Consider the following 16,614-nt stretch of genomic DNA (forward strand, 5'->3'; position numbering starts at 1 on the left):
AGGCTTGCACGTGGCAACCAGAGTTTGCCACCTGAGACGGAGGAAGTCCTTATGCCGCGTCCAACCCTGCGCCGCCGTGGTATTTACCTGTTGCCGAATGCATTCACCACGGCCGGACTGTTTTGCGGCTTTTACGCCATCGTGATGGCAATGGGGCAGAAGTTCGACTACGCTGCAATTGCGATTTTCGCAGCGATGGTGCTGGACGCGATTGATGGTCGTGTGGCCCGCCTGACGAATACCCAAAGCGAGTTTGGCGCGCAGTACGACAGCCTGGCTGATATGGTTTCCTTTGGTGCGGCACCGGCGCTGGTGGTGTATGTCTGGGCGCTGCAGGATATGGGCAAGCTCGGCTGGCTCGCCGCCTTCGTGTACTGCGCTGGTGGTGCTTTGCGCCTGGCACGTTTCAATACGAATATTGCCGTGGTCGACAAGCGTTACTTCCAGGGCTTGCCTAGCCCGGCTGCAGCAGCACTGGTCGCTGGCTTTATCTGGCTGATGCAAGACCTGGGCTTTGCCGGTCCTGATCTCAGCTGGATTGCATGGGGGATTACTTTGTACGCCGGTCTGACCATGGTGACTAACGTACCGTTTTATAGCTTCAAGGACATCAACTTCCGCAAGTCGGTGCCGTTTATCGGGATCTTCCTGATCGTGCTGGCGTTCGTAGTGGTGTCCAGTGATCCGCCTAAAGTGTTGTTTGGTTTATTTGTCTTGTATGGCTTGTCCGGGTACTGCGTTTATTTCTGGCGTCTGGCCAAAGGCAAACCGGTCAGCAGCATTGTCCAGACCGAGTTGGAACCACACGACGATCACTGATCTGATTTTTACAAGTACTGAATAGCTTTTCCCAAGGCGCATTTCCCAAGGATATAAACATGTCTTCCAACAAACTCATCATATTTGACACCACCCTGCGTGATGGTGAGCAATCTCCCGGCGCTTCGATGACCAAGGATGAAAAAATCCGCATCGCACGACAACTGGAGCGTTTGAAGGTCGACATTATCGAAGCCGGTTTTGCTGCGGCGTCGCAAGGTGATTTCGAGTCCATCCATGCGATTTCCAGCATCATCAAGGATGCCACCGTCTGCTCGCTGTCGCGTGCGAATGACAAAGATATTGCACGTGCTGCCGAAGCCCTGGCACCAGCCGAAAGAAAGCGTATCCATACCTTCCTCGCGACGTCTCCTTTGCATATGGAGAAGAAGCTGCGCATGACGCCGGATCAGGTGTTTGAACAAGCGAAGATGGCCGTGCGTTATGCGCGCAACTTCACCGACGACATCGAGTTCAGCCCGGAAGATGGCAGCCGTTCCGATATCGATTTCCTGTGCCGCGTGATTGAAGCAGTCATCAACGAAGGTGCGACCACCATTAACTTTGCCGACACCGTCGGTTACGGTGTGCCTGGGCTGTACGGTAATATGCTGAAGACCTTGCGCGAGCGCATCCCGAACTCGGACAAGGCGGTCTGGTCCGTGCATTGCCATAACGATCTGGGCATGGCGGTAGCGAACTCGCTGGCTGGTGTGATGATAGGTGGCGCGCGTCAGGTTGAATGTACGATCAACGGCTTGGGCGAGCGTGCCGGTAATACTGCGCTGGAAGAAATCGTGATGGCGGTGCGTACCCGTAAAGATCACTTCAATCTGGAAGTCGGCATCGATACCACGCAGATTGTCCCTACCTCCAAACTGGTATCGCAGATCACCGGCTTTGCAGTACAGCCGAATAAATCCGTGGTCGGTGCGAACGCGTTTGCTCATGCTTCCGGCATTCATCAGGATGGCGTATTGAAGGCGCGTGATACCTACGAAATCATGCGTGCAGAAGATGTGGGCTGGAGCACCAACAAGATTGTGTTGGGTAAATTGTCCGGTCGCAATGCATTCAAGCAGCGCCTGGAAGAACTCGGCATTACGCTGGATTCAGCTGCAGAGATGGATGCAGCCTTTGTGCGCTTCAAGGAATTGGCTGATCGTAAATCCGATATCTTCGACGAAGACATCATGGCGCTGGTATCGGACGAGCAGCAATCGCATGAACAGGAATACTACAGCTTTGTTTCCTTGTCACAGCAATCGTCGACCGGTTCCAAACCGGCAGCGAATGTCGTCTTCGCGATAGATGGTAAGGAAGAAAGCTGCAAAGGCGAGGGCAATGGTCCGGTGGATGCCATCGTCAATGCGATTGAGTCCAAGGTTGAGAGTGGGGCTGAATTGTTGCTGTTCTCCGTGAACGCCATCACTACCGGTACCGAGTCGCAAGGTGAAGTCACCATGCGTTTGTCCAAAGCTGGACGTATCGTTAATGGCGTTGGCGCTGATCTGGATATCGTGGTTGCGTCGGCCAAGGCCTATATTTCTGCCTTGAATAAATTGCATTCGAAGATAGAGAAACTGAATCCGCAACTGTGATCATGTGTCGCTGACTATGCGAAGGCCTTGCCACCAAGCAAGGCCTTTTTTGTTTGCGGCTGTGTAAGTTCGGCGATCGCAGGCTTAAGTGCGACAGCGTACAGAATGCCCGTGTTGCCCGGATTTAGAATCGCAGCTCCTATACATCGCTTGGTAGCACTGCCTGTGCAAGGGGAGGCTGTATGGAGCATGCAAATAATTCGCATATCTTCCGACTGTTCCTGGCCGCTTTGAGCCTGGTCGTTTTCACGACTGCTGCGGCAGTGATGATAGTGGCCTGGATCTCTGCCGTACCGGAAGCCTACGCTGTCGATTTGGGGCAATCGCAGGTGTTGACGCCGTATATGGTGTGGCATCAGTCCTGGCACTACAGCGCATCGCTATACGATCCGCTGGCACTGGCTTATTGCACCAAGTAGATTAGTGCTGTATGTGCAGCCCGGTGTTGCCCATGCTACCTGGTGTGTGCAGGTTCAGCTGTATGGCCTTCAGTGCATCGATCGCGGCCATGAATTGCTCGGATGCCATCGGATGGCCCATGAAATAGCCTTGTAAGGTATCGCAGCCGAGGGTGGTCAGGAATTCCTGCTGCTTCTCGGTTTCCACACCTTCTGCCACGATGCGCAAATTGAGCGAGCGCCCCAGCGCCACGATGGCAGAAACGATGGATGCGTCATCCGTTCCTTGCGCCAGATCGCGTATGAAACCGCGGTCTATCTTCAGCTCGGTTGCAGGCAGGCGTTTCAGGTAGAGCAGGCTGGAATAACCGGTGCCGAAATCGTCGATTGAAATTTCCACTCCGAGATTCACCAGTTGTTCGAGGATGGTCAGGCTGGCTTCGACATTGTGCATGGCAGTGGATTCTGTAACTTCCAGCATCAGCGAGGTGGCTGGCAAATTATTGCGCTCCAGCGTTTCCTTCACCATCTCCACCAGATTGTCATTGCTGAACTGGACGGAGGACAGATTTACAGCCATCTTCCATTGCGGGTAACCCTCGTCATACCACTTGCGCATTTGTCGGCAAGCTTCATCCAGCACCCATTCACCGATAGGGACAATCAGGCCGGTTTTTTCTGCCAGGCTGATGAAGTCAGCCGGTGCAATGATGCCGCGCACAGGGTGCTGCCAACGCAGCAGTGCTTCGGCACCGACTACTACGCCATCGGTCGTATTGAACTTGGGCTGATAGTGCAGACGGAATTCCTTGCGTTCCAGTGCCGTGCGCAAATCCTGTATCACCTGCAACTGATTGTGCGCATTGATATTCATCGATGCTTCGAAGAAGTGATAGCCGTTACGTCCGGTACTCTTGGTGTGGTACATCGCCGCATCGGCATGCACCAGCAAATCGTGCCGTGTCTTGCCGTCTTCCGGATACACGGCGATACCGATACTGGCCGATATGCCGAGGTTGTATTGCGCTATATCGAAAGGCTGGTTCAGTGTGGTGCACAGCTTGTCCGCTACCGAAGCGGCATCTTCCGGCTCCTTGACTTCAATCAGCATGACGAATTCATCACCGCCGAGGCGGGCTGCCGTATCCTGCGCGCGAATGTTGTCGCGTATGCGTTGCGCGACATCAATCAGCAACAGGTCGCCGATATGATGGCCGAGCGAATCATTGATCGCCTTGAAACCATCAAGGTCGATGAACATCAATGCAAAGCGGCCTTGCTCACGCACTGCCTTGTGCACCATTTGATCGAGGCGGTCTTCCAGCAGGGTACGGTTAGGTAGTTTGGTCAGGTTGTCCTGCAATGCCTGCTTGGTCAATTCCTGATTGGCCAAGGCCAGCGAGCGTACCAGTTTGCCGGTTTGTGAATCGAGGCGTGCATCCAGTACCGATGTCAGCAATGCGATCGCCAATACGGCGAGGGTGGTGACGATGACAACGATCGCCAGCCAGCCCGGGCTGACGCCTTCGACTGCCGCACGGCAAATGCTGTCGAGCGGAAAGCTGGCAGCAGCCATGCCGGTGTAGTGCATGCCGATGATGGCGATACCCATCACCACGGCAGCCATTGCACGCCAGCGGCCTACATTTGGTGTATTGCGTCGCAGGCGGAACGCGATCCACAAGGCGGCGCCAGCGGCACTGATCGCAATCAGGATAGACAGCGCAAACAACAGCGGGTCATAGTCGATGCTTGGTGTCATGCGCATTGCGGCCATACCGGTGTAATGCATGGCCGCAATGGCCACGCCCATCAGGACGGCACTGCCCAGCAATTTTATAAACGGTAATTCAGGTTGGCTGATGCGCCATAAGGCAAAGCCGGATGCGACGATTGCGATCAATAGCGAGAGCGCCGTAATGCCCAAATCGTAGCCGAGTGCGATCGGCAGGTTGAAGGACAGCATGCCTATGAAGTGCATGGACCAGATGCCTATACCCATCGCGATTGCACCGCCGACCAGCCATAGGGTGGCGCCCTTATCGCTGGTGGAATTGATCCGGCCTGCCATGTCCAGCGCCGTGTAAGAGGCGAGTATGGCAACCAGTAATGAGATCAATACCAGTAGCGAGTCGTAATGTGCGGTCAGCATAGAAAGGCTTTATTCATTTAAAAAGACAAACTGGTTTGATACGAAATTCGCAAGCTTTCCTGGTATTTCTTTCAGCACGATACTGGGCAGAAAACGTATAGGTTTTCTGTCTTTTAAGCTCGTTCGGCTAAATGAAGATTGACTTGATATTTCAGCAACTTCTGCGGTGTCGAGGCAGCAAGAATGAAGTGGAACGACGCGGAAACTACGATTCCAATTGATGGCCCAGTATGCCCAAACGCATCGAACATTGTACCTTGCCTGTCAGAAATATGAATTTAGCAGCAATAAGCGTCTATTTTGCCTCGAATTGCGCATACGAATATATAACTAATGTGAAATCAAGACTTCATAGTTATATGTGCGTTGCCGAACAGAGTTCTGTACGGCTTTGCCTCATATTGATTTTTACTGCCATCCCATACCGATAGTGATCCATCGGTATCTTCCACCAAAGAAAACGCGCGCTAAAAATTTCCACGCTTGCTCGGATCGGTAGTGGCGATTCGTGGTCGAAGTAACACGTGACAGAATTCGCTACGGCACTCGGGGGAAAAACATGAGAGCCGGATTTGATGTTTTCTGAAAGGAATCATGATGAGAGACGATGTGCTGACGACCCTCAATGAATTGCTGGAGGCGTGCAGGGATGGCGAAGCAGGTTTCAAGACCTGCGCAGAAGATATACGTGATGCTCAATTGAAGCAGCCTTTTCTGAGCCTCGCGCATGGTTGTAATGACGCGGCCCAGGAGTTGAGTGCTTTGCTGGTTTCACGCGGTGGCAATCCCGAGCAAGGTCATAGCCGGGGCACAAGCTTGCACCGTCGCTGGATAGACATCAAGTCATCGCTGATGGGGAAAAACGATGATGCAGTTATGAAGGAATGTGAGCGTGGCGAAGATCTGGCGCTGAAAAGTTATCGCCGTGCGCTGGAGCAGGATTTGCCGCTCGATGTGAGAGCTGTGGTGGAACGTCAGTATCAGAGCGTGATCCAACACCACGAGCTCATGAAGAATTTGCGTGATCGTGCCCATTTGTCCATGAGTTGATAGCCTGGCCCTGATGCTATGAACAGGGCGTTTTTTCGTGCCGCTGACAGGCGGAACATTGATATACCTTTTAGGAGAAAACGATGATGGAATCCAAAGTAGATGATATTTCGAAAGATCTGAAAGCCTTGTCCAAGGATACGAAGGAACTGGCGCGTGAAGCCAAATCGCAAGCGGTAGAAAAAACCGGTGAGCTGAGCAAGAAGTATGTGGAATTCATGGATTCCGCTATCGCCGCAGCCAAGGAAATCCCTACCGTAGCCGTGAAAAAAACCAAGGAAGTCGCGTCGACCACGGATGACTATGTCACACATAACCCATGGCGCGCGGTTACTATTTCCGCTGGCCTCGGCCTAGTACTGGGCTTTCTGTTTTCGCGCAAGTAAGGCAGGTCTGTGACTTAGTCCGCAGGTTTGCTCCGAGAGTCCTCGGATAAATTCATCAGCCAGTCAGGTTTATACCTGTCTGGCTTTTTTATTGGACTAAATTACTGGCGAATTTATTTTCCATCCAGTGGTGGATAGAAGGGTTTCTTGGCATGCAGTGCACTGCCTTGCACATAGCTGATGCCTATGCTGCGCAATTTTTTCAAGATGGCGTCGCTATCGACATTCGGCGCGATGGTTTTGATACCCATCACATTGCTGATGTGTTGTATCGCTTCTATCTTGGCGAAGTCGACCGGATCATTCTCCATGCCCTGGATATAGCCGCCATCGATTTTCAGGAAATCAACATCCAGATGTTTCAGGTAAGTGAAGGACGACATACCGCTGCCAAAGTCATCGAGCGCAAAGCGGCAACCTAGCGGCTTCAAGGTGTCGATGAAACTCAAGGCGCGCGTGAGATTGGTGATCGCTGTGGTTTCTGCAATCGCAAAGCAAATCGAATCGTAAGGCAGGGCAAAGTGTATGAATTGTTCGCGTACGAAATCAATGAAAGTTTCATCATCGAGTGAGCTGCCGGATATCTTGATCAGCAATACATGGAGATCGCCATCTGACTTCAATAGCGATGCTGCCTGCTGCGCGAATACTGTGCGTATTACCCAGCGATCTATGGTGGGCATGTAGTGATAACGCTCGGCCGCAGGAATGAAGGCCGTGGTCGGAATCAGGCGGCCGGCATCATCCGTCATGTAGAGGCGCAGCTCATCAAAGAAGAAGCTGCCGTTGTCGCGACGGATGTTGACGATCTCTTGTGAGTACAGACAGAAGCCATCGTTTTCAAACGCTTTTTGTATGCGCTCATTCCATTTGATCTCGCCCTGGTTCTGCGCCAGCTGATGATCTTCTGCACGATAAATATGGACGCGATTGCGACCGGTATCCTTGGCGATATAGCAGGCTGCATCTGCGGCGCTGAGCAAGTCTGGCAGCGAGAGTGCATCACTGTTGAAATTCACCAGGCCTATGCTGACGCCGATAGGGAAGATCTTGTCTTGCCACACGAAATGGAAGTCACAGATAGTCTGACGTAATTTCTCGGCGATGCGTACTGCCGAGTCAGGTGTACAGTTCTCGAGGAAAGCACCAAACTCGTCACCACCCAGACGTGCCAGCGTATCGCTATCACGCACCAGAGGTTGTAGCAAGGCAGTGATCTGGCGCAGCAACTCATCGCCAGCACTATGGCCGCAGGTGTCATTGACGATTTTGAATTGATCCAGATCCATATACAGCAGGGCATGCTGTTTGGATTGAAGTGCCAGCGTATCAATAGCTACTTCGAGTCGGCGTTCGAATTCACGACGATTGAACAAGCCAGTCAACGGATCATGTGCGGCCTGGTGCGACAACTGTATCGCGAGTTTGCGTGAGTCACTCACATCGTGGAACACCAGTACCACGCCTATAATTTTGCCATCGCGATCACGTATAGGTGCAGCTGAATCTTCAACTGCGTATTCGTTGCCGTTGCGGCTGAGCAGGACGGTATCTTTGATCAGCTCGACATTGGTCTGCTGTTCGAATACCAGCTCGACCGGATTCGGAACCGGTTCACGCGTGTGACCATTGATGATTTTGAAGACGCGGGTTGATGGTAAACCTTCTGCTTCTGTTTTGCTCCAGCCGGTGAGATTTTCTGCAACCGGATTCATGTATTCGATATTGCCCGATTTGTCGGTGGTAATTACCGCATCGGCAATCGATTCCAGCGTGACTTGTGCACGTTCTTTTTCTGCGAACAGGATGGCTTTCGACTGTTCACGTTCTGCTTCGTGTTCCTGCAATGAGCTGGCCATGCTGTCGAAGGCACGTGCCAGTTGGCTGATTTCTTCCTTGCCGTACTTGATGCCGGTACGTGCATTCAGATTGCCACCTGCAAGCTGATCGGCGGTACGCACCAGCGCTTTGACCCGGCGCAGGATGATGACATCGCCGACGAACCAGGCAGCGATCAAAGCCAGCAAGGCAATCACTGCCAGCGTCGTGAGTTCCATCATCTGCAGGTGATTGGCCGGTGCCACAATGTCATCCATCGGGATGCCGATGCTGACCTTGAAGTTGGAGATATTGTTGGTGCCTACCGGTGCGAACGCATGCAGGCGCGTCACACCATCTGCATCCGTCAATGCGGAGGTACCGAAGCCAACCTTGATCATCACATCGAACAGCGATGGTGGTGTGCGCGTACCTATCCATTTTTCCGGATTCGGTCGTCGGGCGATGATGGTGCCGTTGCTATCAGCGGTTACCAGCACCGCACCTGCTGGTAGTTCGATATCACTGACAAAGCGATCCAGCACGCTCAGGTCGAGCGCGGCGAAAATCACCGCCTGTACGTCGCCGCCATTGCCTACGATGGGATACATCAGATTGATCGTATGTTTGCGTACAGTGCGACCCATGATGTAGTCGCCGGTGGAAAAAGTTTTGTCCTGTACCGTACGTTTGAAATGCGGACGATCACCCAGGTTGGTTTTTTCCGCCAGCGGTAGTGCGCTGCAGCTGACGTCGCCATTCAACTGCGCCACGCCGAAGTTCACATAGCCTTCATTTTTCTTCAGGATGGTGCCGAGGAACTGGCCGCAAGTTTTGGCATCGCCGCGTAGTTCAGGAATAACGGACAGCACTGTTAACAGTTGTCGTGCACCTTCGATGGAACGCGCCTCACTGGTGGCTGCCAATTGCGTTAATTGCTGCAAATTGTCTTCTGCCATGCGTATGGCTTGCTGCCGTTCCTTCCAGGCGCCATAGACTGTCAGAATGACGGGCGGCACGATCGCGAGCAATACCAGTACCAGCAAGCGCACGCGCAAGCTATCGAAGTTGGAACGAGAGGGCAGAGTTTTTTTCAATGCATGATCTTTTCAAATGGCGACGGATTGCACGACGCCCGGATTGTGGCCGGACTGTACAAACTATCCAGGCGCTGAAAGATATGTCTGGGTGTAGGTTTTCAGCGACTGCTGGCTACCTTGCGGTAGAGGTATGCTCAAGAATCTTCCCGCTTTGTTAGAAGCTAACGGGTAGTGGCAGCTTTCGTCAAGCAGGGCGGTCAAATTAGTCCGCCGCTTGTAAAAATTTCAAATCGTTTTCGAATCGTTTTTAAATCGCGCTGCGCATTTTTTTAATCGTATAGTCTTTGACTTCCTTGGCTGGTTTGACCAGTTTGACTATGGCTAAAGTGCAATTGTCAGCTTTGCTACCGACAGCTCGCTTACGCGCGTTGGCAATCAGCATTTCAGAAGCCTTGCGCGGCGTATTCATCGCGATGGCCGCACCCAGTTCGGCATCGCTGAAATAAGACCATAAGCCATCGGTACACAGCAGGAAGGAATCGCCTACCTTCAGGCCGTCGCGGCGATTCAGGCTGATATTGAATTCATTGTTGCTATTGCCAAGTACATTTACCAGCAGGTTGGCCAGCAAGGGGTCCTTGGCTTTGGCTTCATCCAGCTTGTTTTCGGCTTTTAACTGTTCCAGATAAGTGTGGTCTATCGTACGCTTGATGCAATTCGGACCATCGAAGTAATACAGACGGGAATCACCTACATGCGCCCAGATTGCACTGTTTTGTGGCGTGATGATCAACAAGACTACGGTACTGTGCGGTTTCTTGTCGGAAGACATGGCCGATAACTTGATCACGGTGTCGGCTTCGTCTGCAATAGTGTGCAGGATAGCTTCCGGATTGTCGGTCAGCGGTGAAAAACGTTCGAAAATCTGTTGCGCACTACGTACGACTTGCTCCGCCGCCAGGGCGCCGCCGGATAAACCTCCCATACCGTCAGCAATGACGGCTAACATATAGCCAGGCGCCTTGGGCGCGGCAAACAGGGCAACCCGGTCTTGCTGTTCGCTGCGGTCGCCTATGTGTTGGCCGGTTCCTGCTTCTATCTCGTATTGGCGCATGCGTGTTAGTGGATTAAACTTATGGCTAGGAATTGTTGCGTTTGATTATTGCATGCAGAGTCCTGCGGAAGTAAAAGCAGGGCTTTTAAAATTGTAAGAATTTTTTACAATTGAAGGACGGTGGTTGACTGGCGACTGCCTTGGAAATTTGAATTGTTTCATCGACAAGAAGACAGACAAGATATGACTATGAACACTGCGCACGCTCTTCTTCATCAACGTATAGTCGAACTGGAAGTGGAACATCGGGACCTGGATGCCGTGATTGAGATGATGGTTCGTGACGGCCGCCATGAAGAGTTACAATTGCGCCGTCTGAAGAAACGGAAGTTGCAGCTGAAAGACAATATCACCTTGCTTAAAATGCAATTGATTCCGGATATCCCTGCCTAATTCCTGCCAGCAGTCGCACGGATGTGTTGATGTGCGCTTGTTTTCCCATTCCCCAACGTTTATAGCTAGACAGTTATTTTGATCGACGAACCTTCTGCATTGCCTGTAGCCGCCACACACGATGCCGAGATCGATCAGCTGTTTGGTGTTAATAGCCCGCTGGGCCATGCGGTCGGCTCTTTTCGGCCGCGCCAGTCACAGACTGAGATGGCCAAGGCGATTGCGCATGCCATCTCCCATCAAACGACGCTGATCGCGGAAGCCGGTACCGGTACCGGCAAGACCTTTGCCTATCTGGTGCCTGCGCTGCTGTGGGGCGGCAAGGTGATTGTCTCCACCGGTACCAAAAACTTGCAGGATCAGCTCTACTTGCGCGATATCCCCAGCGTACGCAAAGCCTTGAACGCACCGGTCTCGGTAGCCTTGCTGAAAGGACGGGCCAATTACGTCTGTCACTTCCATCTGGAACGCACCCTGCAAAATGGTCGCCTGACTTCGCGCGACGACGTCGGTCATCTGCGTGAGATTTCGCGCTTCATGAAAACTACCAGTTCCGGCGATAAGGCGGAATTGTCGAAAGTGCCGGAAACCGCTTCCATCTGGAATTTGGTGACTTCGACCCGTGATACCTGTATGGGAGCCGAGTGTCAGTACTACCAGGACTGCTTTGTAATGAAGGCGCGCAAGGAAGCGCAGCAGGCCGATGTGGTGGTGGTTAACCATCATTTGTTCTTCGCTGATGTGGCGTTGAAGGACACCGGCGTGGCGGAACTGCTGCCGTCGGCCAATACAATTATTTTCGATGAGGCGCATCAGTTGCCGGACACCGCGACACTCTTCTTCGGCGACACGATTTCAACCTCGCAAGTACTGGAACTGTGCCGCGATGTGCTGGCTGAAGGCTTGTCGCATGCACGTGATGGCGCTGACTGGGCCGCTACGGTGACACCTGTTGAGCGTGCAGCCCGTGATCTGCGCCTGACCTTCCCGCAAGACATTGTGCGCCTGGCAGTCAACCAGATCGCACCGTCGAGCGCTTTTTTTCCAGCGCTGGAAACACTAAAAGAGCAGCTCGATAACATGATCGCCGTCCTGCAAAAGCAGGCTGAGCGCGCAGATACGATAGAACAATGTCGGGTGCGGGCGCTGGAACTGGCGATGCGGCTGGACGCATGGAATAAGCCGCAGACCGAAGAAGTCATCATTGGCCAGGAAAGCGTATTGTGGGTGGAGGCGTATTCGACTTCGCTGCAATTACACCGGACACCTTTATCCATCGCACCGATTTTCAATAAGCAGCGCGAGGGTGTGCCGCGCAGCTGGATCTTCACGTCCGCTACGTTGGCAGTAAAGAACGATTTCAATCACTACAGCGCGCAAATGGGTTTGTGGGATGAACCTGCACAGTCGTGGCCCAGCCCGTTTGAATATGGCGAACAGGGTTTGCTCTATGTGCCGAACACCTTGCCGCAGCCGAATTCACCTGAGTACACCGATGCCGTGATTGATGCGGCTTTGCCGGTGATCGAAGCGGCTGGTGGCGGTGCCTTCCTGCTCTGCACCACGATACGTGCAGTCAATCGTGCGGCCGAGCGCCTGCGTGAAGAGTTTGAGCGACGCAAGCTGCCATTCCCATTAATGGTGCAAGGCGAGGCTGGGCGTACCGAATTGCTGGATCGTTTCCGCGCTGCCGGGAATGCAGTCCTGATAGGCAGTCAGAGTTTCTGGGAAGGTGTGGACGTACGCGGCGATGCCTTGTCTGTCGTAATTATCGACAAGCTGCCATTTTCACCGCCGGATGATCCGGTGCTGGCAGCGCGTATTGAAGCACTGGAGCGCAAGGGCTTGAACGGCTTTATGCACCATCAGTTGCCCGCTGCAATCATCAACCTGAAGCAGGGGGCGGGTCGCCTGATCCGCGACGAGCTGGATAAGGGCGTGCTGATGATTTGTGATCCGCGCCTGATTTCCAAGCCCTATGGCAAGCGCATCTGGCAAAGCCTGCCGCCATTCAAGCGGACTCGCGAACTGGCGGTGGTGCAGGAGTTCTTTAGCGCGATCGATGCGGCGACCGGGATTCCAGAACAATCCGTGCAAACGGACGAAGCCTGAAGCGCACAGAATTTATCTGAATTGAGCGGCAAGCTTATGCGGCAGCGGCGCTTGCTTCAGGTAAAATTCAGGGATGAAAATCCTTATCAGTAACGATGACGGTTACCTGGCTCCGGGGCTGATTGCCCTGGCCGATGCGATGGCAGCAATTGCCGATATCGTAGTGGTAGCTCCAGACAGCAATCGCTCCGGCAGTTCCAATTCCCTGACCCTTGATCGTCCTTTGTCCGTCTACCAGGCGGCGAATGGATTTTATTTCATCAATGGCACACCATCGGATTGCGTCCATATTGCGCTGACAGGGATTATGTCGGAGCCGCCGGATCTGATCGTTTCGGGCATTAATCAGGGGCAAAATATGGGGGACGACACCCTGTATTCAGGCACCGTGGCGGCGGCAACTGAAGGTTACCTGTTCGGTATTCCGGCCATAGCGTTTTCACAAGTCAACAAGGGCTGGGATCAGATTGATGCAGCTGCGCGGGTCGCGCGCGATATCGTCGAACGTCGCTTCGATACGTACGGCAAGCCGTTCCTGCTGAACGTCAATATTCCCAACCTGCCATACGAACAAATAAAACCGCCAGTGGCAACCCGCCTCGGCAAACGGCATCAGTCGGAAGCGGTAATCAAGGCGCAGGACCCACATGGTCGTGACATTTTCTGGATAGGTCCCTGTGGTGGGCAAAAAGACGCCGGCGAGGGCACGGATTTCCACGCCACAGCGTTGGGCCATGTATCGATTACACCGTTGCAAATTGATTTGACGCATACGGCGCAACTGGAAGCCTTGAAGAAGGTTTTGGTATGACCGACAAAAGCAAGCGCTTTCCTTTATCCCTATCCTCGCTAGCCGAGAAAACGCCGCGTAATGGCGTCAGGGCAGAACCACAGCGCAAGGTGGTGACGCCACAAACCGCGACCCTGAATGCCTCCCAACACAGTAAACGTGTTGTGACTCCGACCCGCCCCGTCGAAGTACCGCGCAAGACAGCTGCTGCGCCGGTAGCAGCGGAACGTGCTACCCCGCTGGTGTCGGAATCCGTACGCAAGGCGATGACGGCGCGCGTAGCCAAGCAAGGGGTAAAAGACAGCAAGGTGCTGGCGGCGATGGACGCGGTGCCACGTCATTTATTCATGGAACCGGCACTTGCCAGCCAGGCTTATATCGATGCTTCGTTGCCAATTGGTTATCATCAAACCATTTCGCAGCCCTACATCGTGGCAAGAATGATTGAAGTTATGCGGAACAATCGGCAGGGTGGTGTACTCAATCGTGTGCTGGAAATCGGAACCGGCTGCGGTTATCAGGCTGCGGTTCTGTCCCTGGTGGCCAAGGAAGTCTATTCCATTGAACGAATCAAGGGTTTGCATGAATTGGCAAAAGCCAATTTGCGGCCTATGCGGGTTGCAAATATCCGCTTGCATTACGGAGATGGTATGCTTGGTCTACCCCAGGCGGCCCCATTTGATGGCATCATTTTGGCTGCGGCCGGACTGGAAGTGCCGCAGGCTCTGCTGGAACAAATGACTATAGGCGGGCGTCTGGTCGCCCCGGTTGGCGAGCGTCATCAGGTGTTACAGCTGATAGAACGCGTCAGCAAATTTGAATGGAAAAGTTCGACGCTGGAGGATTGCCATTTTGTGCCGCTCCGTCCAGGTACCGTAACTTAGCCCACACTGCACAACATCGCTAAAGAATAATTGAACGTAATGAGAATAAACACAACTCGACAGATATTCCTGATATCGCTGGTCGGCTTACTCAGCGCCTGTAGTTCTACCCAGAACTCGGCGCCGGTCAGTGAGCGTCGGATCGGTGGTACCACCCCGCCGAAAGCGGCGGTCGAAGACCGTACAACATATACCGTAAGAAAGGGCGATACGCTGTATCGCATCGCGCTGGATTTTGGTCAAAGCTATAGTGAAATCGTAGCCTGGAATAACCTGGCCAATCCGAACGATATTAAGGTCGGACAGGTATTGCGCGTGGCACCGCCGGATTCCGCATCTGGACGTAGCGGTGGTGCGCAAATCGGTTCCATAGCCAGTTCGTCGGGCGTCGAAAGCCGTCCGCTGGGGCCGCCTTCGACCACAACAGCTAGCACGACAGCGACAAATAAAACCAGCCCACGTGGCGAGAAGCGTCCATATTCGGATGCGACTTTAGCCGAAATGCAAAAACCAGATAGCGCGCAAGCGGCTGCTCCTGCCGCTACTGCCACTGCCAAACCGGCAGCGCCTACCGAACCTGCAGCACCGGTAGCTCTGGCGACGGACGATGACAGCGTGTCCTGGATGTGGCCTGCAGAAGGCAAGGTAGTCGGTACTTTCGATGATGGTCGCAAGGGCCTGGATATTGCCGGTAAATCCGGACAGGCCGTGATGGCGGCCGGAGCAGGTAAGGTTATGTACGCGGGTAGTGGCATACGCGGCTATGGCAACCTGGTTATCGTCAAGCACACCAGCAATTTATTGTCCGCTTATGCGCATAACAAGGCTATCCTTGTAAAAGAAGGACAAAATGTCAATAAAGGACAGAAAATTGCGGAAATGGGTGATTCCGATTCAGACTCCGTGAAATTACATTTTGAAATTCGACAGCAGGGTAAACCGGTCGATCCATCGAAGTTCTTACCGAGCCGATAATCGCTAATGACACGCAAGCACGACGTTCACGCAGAAGATGATGAAAACTCGGATGCACTGTCGTCCGAGCTCTCGCTGCAATCCGACGATGATGCGGAGAAATCCGACATCAGCGATGAAGAGGGTGATGCTGTCGAATTGGTGGAGCGTGTTGCACCGGTAGAAGTGGCCGGTATCGATGAGCTCAAGAAGGTCCTCGCAACCGAGCTGTCAACGGATGCAACCCAGCATTACCTGAATCAGATCGGTACCCGTCCTTTGCTGACGGTACCGGAGGAAGTACATTACGCAACGCTGGCCAAGCAAGGTGACTTCGCTGCGCGCCAGAAAATGATAGAACACAACCTGCGTCTGGTTGTTTCCATTGCCAAACACTACATCAATCGCGGCGTCATCCTGCTGGACCTGATCGAAGAAGGCAATCTGGGCCTGATGCGGGCGATCGACAAATTCGAACCGGAACGTGGTTTTCGTTTTTCTACCTATGCCACTTGGTGGATACGCCAAAGCATAGAGCGCGCGATCATGAACCAGGCGCGTACCGTGCGTTTACCGGTACATGTGGTGCGCGAACTGAATCAAACCTTGCGCGCCAAATTCCACCTTGAAGCCCAGCATCATGATGGCAAGGATGCGACCGCTGAAGACATTGCCCATCTGGTCGACCGCAGTGTGGAAGACGTGCAGGATATCCTGGCGCTGTCCGAACACGCGACTTCGCTGGATGCGCCGCTGGACGGTGATCCGCAATCCAGCCTGATGGATTTGCTGCAGGGCGATCATGCGAATGATCCGGATGCACTGGCCGAGCACAATGAAATGACGGTGCTGGTACATGATTGGCTGGAAAAATTACCTGATAAGCAGCGACTGGTCATCACCCGTCGCTTTGGCCTGGACAATGACGATCCAGCGACGCTGGAAGCCCTGGCAGCCGAAATGCATGTCACTCGTGAACGCGTGCGCCAGATCCAGCAAGAGGCATTGGTCAAGCTGAAACGCTCACTTACGCGCACCGGGGTCGGCAAGGACTCCTTGCTCTAATATTGCCCAAATACGCGACAAAATGAGTGGAATACGGC

Annotated in this window: 14 protein-coding genes; 11 read left to right on the forward strand and 3 right to left on the reverse strand. The window is 53.3% G+C overall.

The window, feature by feature from the left end; all coding sequences use genetic code 11:
- The first annotated feature begins 51 nt into the window (after nt 1-51).
- The 3 genes from pssA (at nt 52) to H7U06_RS08070 (ending at nt 2,839) form a co-directional block, all read left to right on the forward strand.
- Nucleotides 52-819 (forward strand): CDP-diacylglycerol--serine O-phosphatidyltransferase, encoded by a 768-nt coding sequence (gene pssA / locus H7U06_RS08060; protein WP_370458611.1) that lies wholly within the window; start codon nt 52-54, stop codon nt 817-819.
- A 59-nt stretch (nt 820-878) separates the two neighbouring features.
- Nucleotides 879-2,420 (forward strand): 2-isopropylmalate synthase, encoded by a 1,542-nt coding sequence (locus H7U06_RS08065; RefSeq protein ID WP_175625637.1) that lies wholly within the window; start codon nt 879-881, stop codon nt 2,418-2,420.
- A gap of 182 nt (nt 2,421-2,602) precedes the next feature.
- Nucleotides 2,603-2,839: a hypothetical protein gene (locus tag H7U06_RS08070; RefSeq protein WP_175625638.1), complete on the forward strand. Its 237-nt coding sequence runs from the start codon at nt 2,603-2,605 to the stop codon at nt 2,837-2,839.
- 1 nt (nt 2,840) lies between these two features.
- Here the strand turns inward: H7U06_RS08070 and H7U06_RS08075 are convergent, their stop codons facing one another.
- The gene (locus H7U06_RS08075; protein ID WP_175625639.1) at nt 2,841-4,970 is read right to left on the reverse strand and encodes a bifunctional diguanylate cyclase/phosphodiesterase; all 2,130 of its coding nucleotides are present in this window, start codon (nt 4,968-4,970) and stop codon (nt 2,841-2,843) included.
- 594 nt (nt 4,971-5,564) lie between these two features.
- Here H7U06_RS08075 and H7U06_RS08080 point away from each other — a divergent pair.
- Both H7U06_RS08080 and H7U06_RS08085 read left to right on the forward strand, forming a co-directional pair.
- Nucleotides 5,565-6,020 (forward strand): PA2169 family four-helix-bundle protein, encoded by a 456-nt coding sequence (locus H7U06_RS08080; RefSeq protein WP_230089366.1) that lies wholly within the window; start codon nt 5,565-5,567, stop codon nt 6,018-6,020.
- An 83-nt stretch (nt 6,021-6,103) separates the two neighbouring features.
- Nucleotides 6,104-6,406, forward strand: a complete 303-nt coding sequence (locus H7U06_RS08085) for a YqjD family protein (RefSeq protein WP_230089365.1) — start codon at nt 6,104-6,106, stop codon at nt 6,404-6,406.
- A 113-nt stretch (nt 6,407-6,519) separates the two neighbouring features.
- Here the strand turns inward: H7U06_RS08085 and H7U06_RS08090 are convergent, their stop codons facing one another.
- Nucleotides 6,520-9,321, reverse strand: a complete 2,802-nt coding sequence (locus H7U06_RS08090) for an EAL domain-containing protein (RefSeq protein WP_175625640.1) — start codon at nt 9,319-9,321, stop codon at nt 6,520-6,522.
- A gap of 250 nt (nt 9,322-9,571) precedes the next feature.
- Entirely contained in the window at nt 9,572-10,378 is an 807-nt protein-coding gene (locus H7U06_RS08095; protein ID WP_175625641.1) for a PP2C family serine/threonine-protein phosphatase, read from the reverse strand.
- Between the two features lie 189 nt (nt 10,379-10,567).
- Here H7U06_RS08095 and H7U06_RS08100 point away from each other — a divergent pair, with 189 nt between their 5' ends.
- The 6 genes from H7U06_RS08100 (at nt 10,568) to rpoS (ending at nt 16,576) form a co-directional block, all read left to right on the forward strand.
- Nucleotides 10,568-10,771 (forward strand): YdcH family protein, encoded by a 204-nt coding sequence (locus H7U06_RS08100; protein ID WP_175626084.1) that lies wholly within the window; start codon nt 10,568-10,570, stop codon nt 10,769-10,771.
- 78 nt (nt 10,772-10,849) lie between these two features.
- Entirely contained in the window at nt 10,850-12,883 is a 2,034-nt protein-coding gene (locus tag H7U06_RS08105; protein WP_175625642.1) for an ATP-dependent DNA helicase, read from the forward strand.
- 73 nt (nt 12,884-12,956) lie between these two features.
- Nucleotides 12,957-13,694 carry a 5'/3'-nucleotidase SurE gene (gene surE / locus H7U06_RS08110; protein WP_175625643.1) on the forward strand — a complete coding sequence of 246 codons (738 nt, stop codon included), beginning with the start codon at nt 12,957-12,959 and terminating at the stop codon, nt 13,692-13,694.
- Complete coding sequence (locus H7U06_RS08115) at nt 13,691-14,557, forward strand: protein-L-isoaspartate(D-aspartate) O-methyltransferase (protein WP_175625644.1); 867 nt, start codon at nt 13,691-13,693, stop codon at nt 14,555-14,557. Before surE ends, H7U06_RS08115 begins: the two co-directional genes overlap by 4 nt.
- 39 nt (nt 14,558-14,596) lie before the next feature.
- Nucleotides 14,597-15,532 carry a peptidoglycan DD-metalloendopeptidase family protein gene (locus H7U06_RS08120; protein ID WP_175625645.1) on the forward strand — a complete coding sequence of 312 codons (936 nt, stop codon included), beginning with the start codon at nt 14,597-14,599 and terminating at the stop codon, nt 15,530-15,532.
- Between the two features lie 6 nt (nt 15,533-15,538).
- Nucleotides 15,539-16,576: an RNA polymerase sigma factor RpoS gene (gene rpoS / locus H7U06_RS08125; RefSeq protein ID WP_230089364.1), complete on the forward strand. Its 1,038-nt coding sequence runs from the start codon at nt 15,539-15,541 to the stop codon at nt 16,574-16,576.
- Nucleotides 16,577-16,614 lie beyond the last annotated feature (38 nt).

Source organism: Herminiimonas sp. Marseille-P9896 (genome assembly GCF_903993245.1).
GTDB classification, from domain to species: domain Bacteria; phylum Pseudomonadota; class Gammaproteobacteria; order Burkholderiales; family Burkholderiaceae_D; genus Oxalicibacterium; species Oxalicibacterium contaminans.

Coding starts and splice junctions, on each gene's coding strand:
- pssA (WP_370458611.1), top strand. CDS start 52: ATGCCGCGTCCAACCCTGCGCCGCCGTGGTATTTACCTGTTGCCGAAT.
- H7U06_RS08065 (WP_175625637.1), top strand. CDS start 879: ATGTCTTCCAACAAACTCATCATATTTGACACCACCCTGCGTGATGGT.
- H7U06_RS08070 (WP_175625638.1), top strand. CDS start 2,603: ATGGAGCATGCAAATAATTCGCATATCTTCCGACTGTTCCTGGCCGCT.
- H7U06_RS08075 (WP_175625639.1), bottom strand. CDS start 4,970: ATGCTGACCGCACATTACGACTCGCTACTGGTATTGATCTCATTACTG.
- H7U06_RS08080 (WP_230089366.1), top strand. CDS start 5,565: ATGATGAGAGACGATGTGCTGACGACCCTCAATGAATTGCTGGAGGCG.
- H7U06_RS08085 (WP_230089365.1), top strand. CDS start 6,104: ATGATGGAATCCAAAGTAGATGATATTTCGAAAGATCTGAAAGCCTTG.
- H7U06_RS08095 (WP_175625641.1), bottom strand. CDS start 10,378: ATGCGCCAATACGAGATAGAAGCAGGAACCGGCCAACACATAGGCGAC.
- H7U06_RS08100 (WP_175626084.1), top strand. CDS start 10,568: ATGAACACTGCGCACGCTCTTCTTCATCAACGTATAGTCGAACTGGAA.
- surE (WP_175625643.1), top strand. CDS start 12,957: ATGAAAATCCTTATCAGTAACGATGACGGTTACCTGGCTCCGGGGCTG.
- H7U06_RS08115 (WP_175625644.1), top strand. CDS start 13,691: ATGACCGACAAAAGCAAGCGCTTTCCTTTATCCCTATCCTCGCTAGCC.
- H7U06_RS08120 (WP_175625645.1), top strand. CDS start 14,597: ATGAGAATAAACACAACTCGACAGATATTCCTGATATCGCTGGTCGGC.
- rpoS (WP_230089364.1), top strand. CDS start 15,539: ATGACACGCAAGCACGACGTTCACGCAGAAGATGATGAAAACTCGGAT.